Annotated in this window: 11 protein-coding genes; 4 read left to right on the forward strand and 7 right to left on the reverse strand. The window is 74.8% G+C overall.

Going from position 1 to position 11,152, the window contains the following annotated elements:
- Positions 1 to 94: 94 nt before the first annotated feature.
- The 5 genes from ACFRMQ_RS30060 to ACFRMQ_RS30080 all read right to left on the reverse strand — a co-directional run bounded on the left by ACFRMQ_RS30060 (position 95) and on the right by ACFRMQ_RS30080 (position 6,713).
- A complete protein-coding gene (locus tag ACFRMQ_RS30060) occupies positions 95 to 1,147 on the reverse strand; it encodes a hypothetical protein (protein ID WP_380733825.1) in 1,053 nt (350 codons plus the stop codon).
- A 201-nt stretch (positions 1,148 to 1,348) separates the two neighbouring features.
- Positions 1,349 to 2,974 (reverse strand): alpha-amylase family glycosyl hydrolase, encoded by a 1,626-nt coding sequence (locus ACFRMQ_RS30065; protein WP_380733826.1) that lies wholly within the window; start codon positions 2,972 to 2,974, stop codon positions 1,349 to 1,351.
- 159 nt (positions 2,975 to 3,133) lie between these two features.
- Positions 3,134 to 3,778: a bifunctional 4-hydroxy-2-oxoglutarate aldolase/2-dehydro-3-deoxy-phosphogluconate aldolase gene (locus ACFRMQ_RS30070; protein WP_380733827.1), complete on the reverse strand. Its 645-nt coding sequence runs from the start codon at positions 3,776 to 3,778 to the stop codon at positions 3,134 to 3,136.
- Entirely contained in the window at positions 3,775 to 5,412 is a 1,638-nt protein-coding gene (locus ACFRMQ_RS30075; protein ID WP_380733828.1) for an amidohydrolase family protein, read from the reverse strand. Before ACFRMQ_RS30075 ends, ACFRMQ_RS30070 begins: the two co-directional genes overlap by 4 nt.
- Positions 5,412 to 6,713: an alanine racemase gene (locus tag ACFRMQ_RS30080; RefSeq protein WP_380733829.1), complete on the reverse strand. Its 1,302-nt coding sequence runs from the start codon at positions 6,711 to 6,713 to the stop codon at positions 5,412 to 5,414. The genes ACFRMQ_RS30075 and ACFRMQ_RS30080 overlap by 1 nt, the downstream gene beginning before the upstream one ends.
- A gap of 204 nt (positions 6,714 to 6,917) precedes the next feature.
- Here ACFRMQ_RS30080 and ACFRMQ_RS30085 point away from each other — a divergent pair, with 204 nt between their 5' ends.
- From ACFRMQ_RS30085 to ACFRMQ_RS30100, 4 genes are all read left to right on the forward strand, one after another.
- Positions 6,918 to 8,060 carry a sugar kinase gene (locus tag ACFRMQ_RS30085; protein WP_380733830.1) on the forward strand — a complete coding sequence of 381 codons (1,143 nt, stop codon included), beginning with the start codon at positions 6,918 to 6,920 and terminating at the stop codon, positions 8,058 to 8,060.
- 30 nt (positions 8,061 to 8,090) lie between these two features.
- Entirely contained in the window at positions 8,091 to 8,840 is a 750-nt protein-coding gene (locus tag ACFRMQ_RS30090) for an IclR family transcriptional regulator (RefSeq protein WP_380733831.1), read from the forward strand.
- Between the two features lie 29 nt (positions 8,841 to 8,869).
- Positions 8,870 to 9,280 (forward strand): RidA family protein, encoded by a 411-nt coding sequence (locus tag ACFRMQ_RS30095; RefSeq protein ID WP_380733832.1) that lies wholly within the window; start codon positions 8,870 to 8,872, stop codon positions 9,278 to 9,280.
- Positions 9,281 to 9,398: 118 nt separating this feature from the next.
- On the forward strand, positions 9,399 to 10,118 hold the full coding sequence (locus ACFRMQ_RS30100; RefSeq protein WP_380733833.1) for a DUF2470 domain-containing protein: 720 nt from the start codon (positions 9,399 to 9,401) through the stop codon (positions 10,116 to 10,118).
- Between the two features lie 33 nt (positions 10,119 to 10,151).
- Here ACFRMQ_RS30100 and ACFRMQ_RS30105 read toward each other — a convergent pair whose 3' ends face one another.
- Positions 10,152 to 10,535, reverse strand: a complete 384-nt coding sequence (locus ACFRMQ_RS30105) for a hypothetical protein (protein ID WP_380733834.1) — start codon at positions 10,533 to 10,535, stop codon at positions 10,152 to 10,154.
- Positions 10,536 to 10,592: 57 nt separating this feature from the next.
- On the reverse strand, positions 10,593 to 10,862 hold the full coding sequence (locus ACFRMQ_RS30110; protein WP_380733835.1) for a hypothetical protein: 270 nt from the start codon (positions 10,860 to 10,862) through the stop codon (positions 10,593 to 10,595).
- Positions 10,863 to 11,152: the final 290 nt, after the last annotated feature.

Consider the following 11,152-nt stretch of genomic DNA (forward strand, 5'->3'; position numbering starts at 1 on the left):
GTCCGGAGCCGGGCGCGGGCCGCCGATCCCCACCCGGTGCCGATGCCCGTGGCCCCGGGTGGAGCCTGTCGTGGAGCCTGTCCGAGGGACGCGGTCAGGCCGCGACCGCCTCCTCCATCTCCTCCTCGGCCTCCTGCGGCGTCTCCACCGGACGGCGCCCGCGGCCTTCGTACAGCGCGGCGGCCACCAGGGCCGCCCCGCCGAGCAGCAGCCAGACCAGCAGGGTCACCAGGTGCCCTCCGAGGCCCGCGCCGCCGTCGAAGTACAGGATGTCGCGCGCGCCCTCCAGATAGCCGGCGCCGGTCCAGAAGCCGTGCAGGGCGCCGAAGAACCCGTTCTGCAGCTCCGGCTGGTAGATGCCGCCGGAGGAGGTGAAGTTCAGCATCACGAACAGCACCATCAGGGCCAGCGTGGTCCACTTCTTCAGGAAGCTGTGCAGGCCGATGCCGATCAGCACGATGCCCGCCGAGTAGAGCCAGCCGAGTGCCCAGATCGCGGCGTACCGGTGGTCGACCACGTGGAAGACCGGCCCGGCGGTGACGATCCCGATCACGCTGACCGCCAGCGAGACCGCCACCCCGACCAGCGCCCGGACGGTGACGCTCAGCGCCGCGCCGGCCGCGCCGATCACCGCGACGCTCGCGTACGAGCCGATGCTCAGCGCCACCAGCAGGAAGAACAGGCCCTGGCCGGTCGGGTCGCCCTCGGCGGGGGTGGTCAGGTCGGTGACGTGCAGCGGCACGCCCTGCTGGTCGGTGACGTCGGTGAACACCGCCGTGGCCGCCACCACCGAGGTGTCCGAGTTCCCCTTGGCGACGATCAGCTCGGGGCTCCTGGCGTCCGGGACGAAGGCGCCCACCAGTTCGCGGTCGCGCAACTGCCGCTCGGCGGCGGCCCGGTCGTCCGCGGTACGGACGTCGAGCGCGCCCCCGGCCTTGCCCTGGATCGCCTGCGCCAGCCCCTGGGCCTGCGGTGTGGTGCCGACCACGGCCACCCTGAGGTGGTTGGGCGCCGGCTGGTGGAAGGCGCCCTGGTAGGCGAGCGCCATGCCCAGGCACATCAGCAGCGGGGTGATCAGGTGGGTGGCCAGGTGCTTGAGCGAGTGCCCCAGGGCGGGCGCCGCGACGGGGTTCCGGGGTGTGCTCATGGGGTTCGTACCGTCCTCCGGTGGTGTCTCTCGGTTCACGTCAGAAGGTGGCAAATGCAACCAATACAGGTGGCAAATGCAACGATCTATCGATGTAGCCTACAACCATCCGACACCGGCCGGAAGCCGGACCGGCCGCGGCCCGGCCCTTCCGCCCGTACCCCGCCTCCGCCCGTACCCCGCCGCCGCTCCCGCTCCCGCTCAGCGCAGCTCGAACACCCCGTACGAGAACCCGTCCGCCCGCAGTTCCCCGTCCGCGACCCGCACGCCCCGCACCTCCAGCGGCCGGAGGCCGCCCGCCGGCCCGGGGCCCTCCGGCCTCCCGGCGTCCTCCCCCGGCAGACCCGACAGCCGGACGGAGGCCGGCTCCCGGCGCGGGTTGACCGCCACCAGGTACCGCCCGGCCCGGGTGTACACCAGCGGGTACCCGGCGTGCCGCACCTCCACCTCTCCGGTCGAGCCCAGCCCCGGGTGCGCCCGGCGCAGCGCGATCAGCCGCCGGACGCCGTGCAGCAGCGAGGTCGGGTCGGCGCGCTGGGAGAGCACGTCCGGTCGGTGCGGGTCGGGGTCCACCGGCAGGTACAACCGCTCGGGCGCCGCGCCGGAGAAGCCGGCGGTGGGGCCGGGCGTCCACTGCATCGGGGTGCGCGAGCCGGCCCGGTTGAACCGCGGGCCGAGCACGCTGCCCTCGGTGTCGGGCAGGCCCGGCAGGTAGCGCATGCCGATCTCGTCGCCGTAGTAGACGGCCGGGAGGGTGGGCCAGGTGAGCAGGAAGGCGAACGCCGGGGCGAGTTGCTCCGCGGTACGAGGACCGGTGGCCAGCCGGGAGAAGTCGTGGTTGGCGGTGGGCAGCACGATCCGCCCATTGCCCTCGGTGAGCTCCGCGGCGGAGCGCCAGGCCTCCAGGAAGGGCAGCGGGGTGCCACGGCCCTCGGCCTCGAAGTAGCAGGCCTCCTGGCGCCAGAACTCCTCGACCGTCCCGCCGTTGTTGTTCCAGAGGGACCTCAGCGGCAGGCCGTGGTCCGCGCCGCCGAAGTGCAGGAAGAAGTCGGCGTGGAAGCCGGCCGCGACGGCGGTGGCCGGGTCCCCCCACTCGGCGAGCAGGGCGGCCTCGGGGTGGGTGCGGTCCAGCCAGTCGCGCAGCTCGGTCCAGAGCTTGGCGGTCTCCACCGTGCCCGGGTCGTCCTTGACCAGCGAGTACGCCATGTCCACCCGGAAGCCGGAGATGCCGAGGCCGAGCCAGTGCGCCATGATGCCGCGCAGCGCCGCCCGGTTGGCACGCGGGCCGTCCGCGTCCACCGCCTGCCGCCAGGGCTCCGCCGGACTGCTCCGCGCGTAGCCGAAGTTGAGGGCCGGCTGGCAGTCGAAGAAGTTCGGCCGGTACCAGCCGGGGCGGCTGCCGGGCGAGGCCACGAAGCCGTCCACCGGGCGGTCGGACCAGATGTACCGGTGGTCCGACGGGTCCTCGGCGGAGGCCAGGAACCAGGGGTGGCGGTCGGAGGTGTGCCCGGCGACCAGGTCCAGCAGGACCCGGATGCCCTTGCCGCGGGCCGCCTCGACCAGCGCCGCCAGATCCTCGGCGGTGCCGTAGCGCGGGGCGGGGGTCAGGTAGTCGGTGACGTCGTACCCGGCGTCGCGGAACGGCGAGGCGAAACAGGGGTTGAGCCAGACGGTGTCGACGCCGAGCCAGGCGAGGTGGTCCAGGTGCTCGGCGATGCCGGCGAAGTCCCCGACGCCGTCGCCGTCGGAGTCGGCGAAGGACTGCGGGTAGATCTGGTACAGCACGGCGTCGGCGAGCCAGTCGGGGCCGGGGCGGGTCGAGGTCATGGGCGGTTCCTCCTGCCGGATCCGGGGCCCGGGCCTGGCCGGGCGGGAGCTGAGCCGGTGCGGGCCCGGCCGGGGCCGAGCCGGGTGTCCCCGATTCTCGTCCGATCCCGGCCGCCCCGAAAGCCCGCCTCGCCCCGGCCACGCCCCCGGGGGCCGCCGCTACGCGCCCTCCCCCGCGCAGGCCGCGGTGAACGCCCGGGCCCGCCGGGTGATCTCCGCCCAGTCCCCCGCCGCGACCACGTCCGGCGGCACCACGTCCGTCCCCGCGCAGACCCCGAGCGCGCCGTGCGCCAGGAAGGCCGCGACGTTGCCCGCGTTCACCCCTCCGGAGGCCACCAGCGGGACGTCCGGGTACGGGCCGCGCAGGTCCTTGAAGTAACCGGGGCCGAACGCCCGGGCCGGGAAGATCTTGACGGCGGCGGCACCGAGGTCCACCGCGTGCGCGACCTCGGTCGGGGTGAGCGCCCCGAGCACCACCGGGACCCCGGCGGCGGCCGCCGCCTCGGCGACCTCCGGACGGCATCCGGGGGTCACCAGGAAGGAGGCCCCGGCCTCGACCCCGCGCCGGGCCTGCTCGGCGGTCAGCACCGTCCCGACGCCGACCCGCCAGCCGGCCTTCGAGGCGCGGAGCAGATGGTCCGTCACCTCCGGTGTGGTGTAGGTGAACTCGGTCAGGTTGATGCCGCCCTCGGCGAGGGCGGCGCAGAGCGCGGCGGCGTCGGGGATCCGGGGTGCGCGGACCACCGCGATCACCGGGTCGTCGCGCAGCAGCGAGAGGTCGGTCGGGGCGGAGAGCTCGGTCATATGGCCAGGGTTCCTCGGTCGGTGCGGCGCAGGGCGCGCCCGGGGCGGGCGCCGGTGGTACGACCCTGCCGGACGACGGCGGTGCCGTTGACGTACACGTACTCGATGCCCTCGGCGGGCTGCCGGGGGTCCTCGAAGGTGGCGGTGTCCCGGACCGTCGCGGGGTCGAGGAGCACCAGGTCGGCGTGGTGGCCGGGGGCGATCCGGCCGCGCCGGTCCAGCCCCAGCCGGGCGGCGGGGCGCCCGGTCATCCGGGCGATCGCCTCCTCCAGTGTCAGCACGCCCAACTCCCGGCTGTAGTGGCCGAGGTAGCGCGGGAAGGTGCCCCAGGCCCGCGGGTGCGGCCGGGCGCCGACCAGCAGTCCGTCGCTGCCGACGGTGTGCGCGGGGTGGCGCATGATCGCCCGGACGTTCTCCTCGTGCCCGACGTGCTGGAGGATCGTGGTGCCCAGTTCGTCCCGGCGCAGCAGGTCCAGGAAGACCTCGGTGCCGGTCCGCCGCTCCTCGCCCGCGATCTCGGCGACGGTCCGGCCGACCGCCCCGGCGAGCGCGTCCGAGCGGACGCCGGAGATCTGGATCGTCGTCCAGTCGGTGACCACGCCGTGGCAGCCGTCGCTGCCCTTCTCCTCCACCTCGTAGCGGATCCTGGCGCACTGCGCCGGGTCGACGAGCCGGGTGAGCGTCGCGGCCGGGCCGCCCTCGGTGGCCCAACTGGGCAGCAGGGCGGCCAGGGTGGTGGAGCCGGGCAGGTAGGGGTAGCTGTCCAGGGTGAGGTCCACGCCGTCGGCCAGCGCTTCGTCCAGCAGCTCCAGCAGCTCGCCGGCCCGGCCCCGGTTGACCCCGAAGTTCATCGTGGCGTGGGTCAGGTGCAGGGCGCAGCCGCTCCGCCGGGCGATCTCCAGCATCTCCGCGTAGCCCTCCAACGCCCCCGCCCCGTACGAGCGCTGGTGGGGGGCGTGGAAGCCGCCGTAGGCCGCGACGACCGTGCACAGCTCGACCAGCTCGGCGGTGTCCGCGTACATCCCGGGGGTGTAGCTGAGGCCGCTGGACATGCCGATCGCGCCGTCCAGCAGGCTCTTCGCCAACACCTGCCGCATCCGGTCGAGTTCGGCCGCAGTGGGTGGGCGGTTGGCCCAGCCCATGGCGAGCATCCGCAGCGTGCCGTGCGGGACGAGGTAGCAGGCGTTGACGGCGACGCCGGTGCGGTCGATCCGGTCCAGGTAGCCGGCGACGTCCCGCCAGTCCCAGTCGAAGTCGTCCGGGTCGCCGTTCCATCCCGCGAGTTGGCGGCGCAGCGCGGGCAGCGTGACGCCGTCGACCGGGGCGTAGGACAGGCCGTCCTGGCCGAGGACCTCGCAGGTGACGCCCTGGGTGACCTTGGCCGGGTGCTCCGGTTCGCGCAGCAGGGCGAGGTCGGAGTGGGCGTGCATGTCGATGAAGCCGGGGGCCAGCACCAGCCCGTCGGCGTCCACCACCTCGGGCGCGGTCAGGCCGTGGCCGATCCCGGTGATCAGGCCGTCGGCGATCCGGACGTCCGCCCGGTAGCGCTCCGCGCCGGTGCCGTCGACGACGGTCGCGCCCCGGAAGACCGTCACGCTCCGGCCGCCCCCGGCGGCCGCTCTCTCGCCGGACATCAGAAGAACGTCCTGACCAGGCCGGTGACCTTCGGTTCCGCCGCGTCCGCGGAGTCCAGCACCGGGATCGCCGTCCACTTGTCGAAGGCCGTGCAGGGGTGCGAGACGCCCAGCCGCAGCACCGCGCCGATCGGCGCGAGGTCGCCCGCGTCGCGCAGGAAGGCGTGCTGGTCGTTGAGCGCGGTGATCCGGGCCGCCGTCCCGGTCAGCTCGGCGCCGTCGCGGACCCGTTGCGGCTCCGGCAGTCCCTCGTCGAAGGGCAGGTCGCGCTTGCCGGCGTCGAGCAGCGCGAGCTGCGGCTCGGGCCGGGAGACCACCCGGGCCCACCCGTGCAGCGCGCCGCGGAACGGCGCCTCGCCGCCGCCCCGGGAGAGCGGCGAGATGCCCCGGTAGAAGCCGTCGTCGTGGGCGATGTAGGCCCCCGAGCGCAGCACCACGAACGCCTCCGGCAGGTTCGCCAACTCCTCGACCACCAGGTCGAAGTAGGCGCTGCCGCCGGCCGAGACCACCGGCCGCGCGCCGTCCGGGTAGGCGCTCGCGAGCCGGCCGTGCAGTTCCCCGATCTGCCGCAGGTAGCCGCGGACGGCGGCCAGCCCCTCGGCGGAGGCGTCGTGGGCGAGCGCCCCCTCGTAGCCGCCGACGCCCGCCAGGCGCAGGGTGGAGGCGCGCAGCACCGCGGCGGCGACCTCGACGGCGGCGTCCACGCCGCGGGCGCCGGTCCGCCCGCCGGGGCCGCCGAGTTCGACCATCACCTCGACCGGGCGTTCGGCCCCGGCGGCGCGCAGCGCCTCGTCCATCAGCCGCACGCTCTCGACGGAGTCGACCCAGGAGAGGAAGGCGAAGTCCGGGTCGGCGGCGAGCTCGTCGGCCAGCCAGGCCAGTCCGGCCGGGTCGAGCAGGGTGTTGGCGAGCAGGACGCGCTGCACCCCGAAGGCCCGGGCGATCCGCACCTGGGGCAGGTTGGCGAGGGTGATGCCGTGGCTGCCGGCGTCGAGCTGCGCCTGCCAGAGGGCGGGCGCCATGGTGGTCTTGCCGTGCGGGGCGAGCGCCACGCCCGCCTCGGCGCACCAGTCGGCCATGGTGCGGACGTTGTGGTCGAGGGCCGCGCCGTCGAGGGTGAGCAGCGGGGTGCCGAGCGAGGAGAGGGTGGGGCCGGTGGCGAGCCACTCCCGCACGGTGCGGCCCCACGACGTGGGCGGGGCGGCTTTGAACCGCCAGTCGAGCGGTTCGTCGGCCAGGGCCGCCACCGCGCCGCGGGCGATGCCCGGCCCGTTCGCACCGCTTGCGAAGGTCTTCTCCACCGTGTTCCTCCATCCGCACAGGTTGCAACATGTGCAACGAGGGTTGCACATGCTGGCAGCACGGTTCTAGCATCGGCGCCGGATCACGGTCAACGGACCTGACTCCCGGTCGACGGGGTCGACCCCGTGCGGCGCCCATGTGCGGCGGGGTCGACCCCGTGGGCCCGCTCTCGACGGAACGGCCGCAGACGAGGAGCCCCGCCCATGCCGCGACAGGACACCCACGGCCCGACCCACCCCGGCCCTCCCCCGACGGCCGTGTGCGTGGGCGAGTCGATGGCCGTCCTGCTGCCGGACCGTCCGGGCCCGCTGGAATCGGTGGACGGCTTCCGGCTGTCCGTCGGCGGCGCCGAGTCCAACGTGGCCGGCGCCCTGGCCGCGCTCGGGGTGCCGAGCGCCTGGATCAGCAGGGTCGGCGACGACGGCTTCGGCCGCCGGCTGCTCGCCGAGGTCGCCGCCCGCGGGGTGGACGTCTCGGGGGTCGCGGTCGACCCGCACCGCCCGACCGGCCTCTACCTCAAGGAGGTCGGCGGCACCACCGGCGACCGCCACGACCTCGGCCCCGGCCGCAGCCGGCTGCACTACCACCGGCGCGGCTCGGCGGCCGCGGCGCTCTCCCCCGAGTTGCTCGCCGACCCGGCGGCCGCCGCCCTGCTGGCCGGCGCCCGGCTGCTGCACCTGTCCGGCATCACCGCCGCGCTCTCCGACGACTGCCTGGCCCTGCTGCGCGCCCTGCTCGCCGACCGCCGCCCGGACCGGACGGTCAGCTTCGACCTCAACTGGCGCCCCGCGCTCTGGCGCGACCGCGACCCGGCCGTGCTGCCGCCGCTGCTGGACGCCGCGGACCTGTTGCTGCTCGGCTCCGACGAGGCCGAGGCCGCCTTCGGCACCGGCGACCCGGCCGCCCTGCGCCGCCGCTTCCCCTCCCCGGCGACCGTCGTGGTCAAGGACGCCGCCCGGCAGGTGACCGCCCTGGAGCGGGACGGCACGACGGTCACCGAGCCGGCCCTCGCGGTCGAGGTGGTCGAGGCCACCGGCGCGGGCGACGCCTTCGCGGCCGGATACCTGGCCGGCACCGTCCGGGGCCTGGACCAGCGCCGCCGGCTGCGGCTCGGCCACCTCAGCGCCGCCTGCGCGTTGACCGCCCACGGCGACCAGGCCGAGCTGCCGGACGCCGCCGTGGTGGCCGCGCTGCTCGACGCGTCCCCGGCGCAGTGGGCCGCCACCCGGGTCACCGCGGCGGGCATCACCGGCCCCGCCCTGCACCGCGCCGCGGCCCGCCGCACCGCCGATCCCGTCCGCCCCGCCGACCGGGCGCCGTCCGCCGACCGGTCCCGGGCACAATGAGCGGGAACCCCACCCTCGAAGCGGAGCACGATGAGTCAGACCGTCACCCGCGCCCTGCGCATCCTCGCCGAACTCGGCGATGGCGAGCGCTCCCTCGACCAGCTCGCCGAGGTGCTCGGCGTCCACAAGACGACCGTGCTGCGACTGCTCCAGAGCCTGGAGGAGGAACGGTTCGTCTACCGCGACGCGGCCTACCGCTACCACCTGGGAGCGGGCCTCTTCGCCCTCTCCGGCCTGGCCCTGGAGCAGCGCGGTGTGCGCCGGATCGCCGCCCCGCACCTGGCCGAACTGAACGCCGCCACCGGCCAGACCGTGCACCTGGCCGCGTACGAGGGCGGCGAGGTGGTCTACATCGACAAGTTCGACTCCCGCCACCCGGTCAGGATGTACTCGCGGATCGGCCTGCGCGCCGCCCTGCACAGCGCGGCCGTCTCCAAGGTGCTGCTGGCCGACCTCCCGCTGCCGGAGCGGCGCCGGGTGGTGGCCGGGATCGACTTCGTCCGGCACACCGAGCGGACCCTGGCCGGCCCCGAGGCGCTGCTCGCCGAGTTGGAGAAGGTCGCCGTCCAGGGCTGGGCGCAGGACCACGCCGAGCACGAGTCCTTCATCAACTGCGTGGCCGCGCCGATCCGGGACGCCAGCGGCCGGGTGGTCGCCGCCGCCTCGATCTCCGTCCCGGACGTGGTCCTGCCGTACGAGCAGGTGCTGGACCTGCTCCCGCAGCTGCTCGCCACCACCCGAGCCGTCTCGGCCGACTGCGGCCGCCCCGAACGCAACTGACGACCCATCAGGAAACAGTAAGGAATCCCATGTCCTCCACCAAGACCGAGATCCGCACCGACGGCGCCCCCGCCCCGGCCTGGATGTTCTCCCAGGGCGTCCGCAAGGGTCCGATCCTCCAGGTCTCCGGCCAGGGCCCGCAGGACCCGGCCACCGGCGAGTACCTGCACCACGGCGACGTGAAGGCGCAGACCCGCCGCACCCTGGAGAACGTCAAGGCCATCGTCGAGGCCGGCGGCGCCACCATCGAGGACGTGGTGATGTTCCGCGTCTACCTCACCAAGCGCGCCGACTTCCCGCTGATGAACGAGGTCTACGCCGAGTTCATCGACGAGAACATCGAGCCCGGCGGCGTGAAGCCGTGCCGCACCACCATCTTCGTCGAACTGCCGCAGGAGCCGATGCTGGTCGAGATCGACGCGCAGGCCGTCATCGGCTGACGCACCCCCGCCCCGGAGGGCCCGGACGCCACCCGCGCGTCCGGGCCCTTCCGCCTGCTTGCCACACCCGTCCACGGACATTAGGTTAGGCTCACCTAACCAACTGGAGGTCCGCCCCATGAGCCTGCCCACCGGCGACACCGAGGTCCCCGAGCCCACCACCGCCGAACGGATCCACGGCCTGCTCCGCACGACCTCCTCACTCACCGTCCGCGCCCTGGGCGAACACCACCACCTGGACACCCCGGTCTCCGTGCACGGCTCCCGGCTGCGGCTGCGCTGCGCCCTGGACGACCCGCTCACCACGGCCGCCGCCGGCGCCGACGACGGCCTCGCCGTCGTCCTCGACGTCACCGACGTCTCGCCCGTCGCCGTCCGCGACCGGGTCCGCGCCCGCCTCACCCTGGCCGGCCGGCTGCACCTGGCCCACCTCGCCGACGACGGCCTCAGCGCGCACCTGTGGGTGGACGTCGCCCACGCCGTCCTCGCCACCCCGTACGGCACCGGCGCGGTCACCGCCGCCGACCTCGCCCACGCCGCCCCCGACCCGCTGGCCCGGCACGAGGCCGCGATGCTCACCCACCTCGCCGACGACCACGCCGACGCGCTCGACCTGCTGACCCGGCTGCTCGACCCGGCCGTACTCACCCACGCCCCGGACGTCCGCCCGCTCGCCCTGGACCGCTACGGCCTGGTGCTGCGCCTGGACCACCCGCACGGTCACCGCGACGTCCGCCTGGTCTTCCCCGAACCGGCCCGGGACACCGAGGACTTCGGCCACCGGATGCACGACCTGCTGACCGCCGCCCAGCGCGGCCTGCCGGTCCACCGCCACTGAGACCCGGCCCGTGGGGTCCGGCCCGCCGCCCGGTCACCGCTCGGCCGCGTCCTCCAGCACCACCCGCCCCATCCGCGCGTACAGCTCCGGCCGCCGCCGGCGCACCGCGAGCGCCAGCGCGATCCCGCCCGCGAACACCCCGATCACCAGGTAGGGGGTCAGCCGGAACAGCAGCGTGTGCGCCGCCGCCCCGGCCGCCGCGCCCCTGTCGAACACCAGCAGCACCACCACCCCCGCCATCGCCACCCCGCCCACCAGCGGCGCGACCAGCGTCCGGAACCAGTGCGCGGTCTCCGGGTGGCGCCCCCGCACGTGGAAGTACCCGACCACGGCGAAGGAGCAGAGCGTCTGCACCACCAGGATCGCCATCGTCCCGAGCAGCGCCAGCAGCGTGTACAGGTGCGCGTACGGGTCCATCGTGGAAGGCCATCGCGCAGGCGAACGAGCCGCTGACGACCAGCCATTGGAAGACCCTCACCGCCCAGGCCCCCAGGTGCGCGCGATGGGGCACCCCCGGCCGGAGGCTGGGGGAAGGTCGAAGAACAGGCTGTTGCCCTCCTTGCCCGGCACCGCGCCGCTCGCCACCGCGACCGCGTGGTCGACTCCGTTGCCGGACACGATCATCCAGGACACGAAGACGTAGAACAGGCCGATCCCGACCACCGAGATCAGCGTCGCCCGGGGCACCACCCGTTTCGGGTCGCGGGACTCCTCGCCGTACATCGCGGTCGACTCGAAGCCCACTCAGGACCAGAACGCGAAGAACAGTCCGAGCCCGGCCGCCTCCGCACCCGAACTCCCCACCCCCTTCAGCGCGTTCAGCGGGTTCAAGGTCCCGGCCACGAGCCCGTCCGGACCGCCATCCGGCCTCCTCCCCTCCCGGACCCGCCCGTCCGCCGGACCGGCCGGGCGCTGACCGCCCGACAGCATCGCGCGCCGTGAACACCCACCGGGCCCGCGAGAGCCCTTGCCGACACAGGAGTTGACGCCGCGTTCGACGGATCGAACGGAGCGGGAGCGAAAGTGGCCGGCCC

It is taken from the genome of Kitasatospora sp. NPDC056783, assembly GCF_042789895.1.
In the GTDB taxonomy this organism is placed as follows: Bacteria; Actinomycetota; Actinomycetes; order Streptomycetales; family Streptomycetaceae; genus Kitasatospora.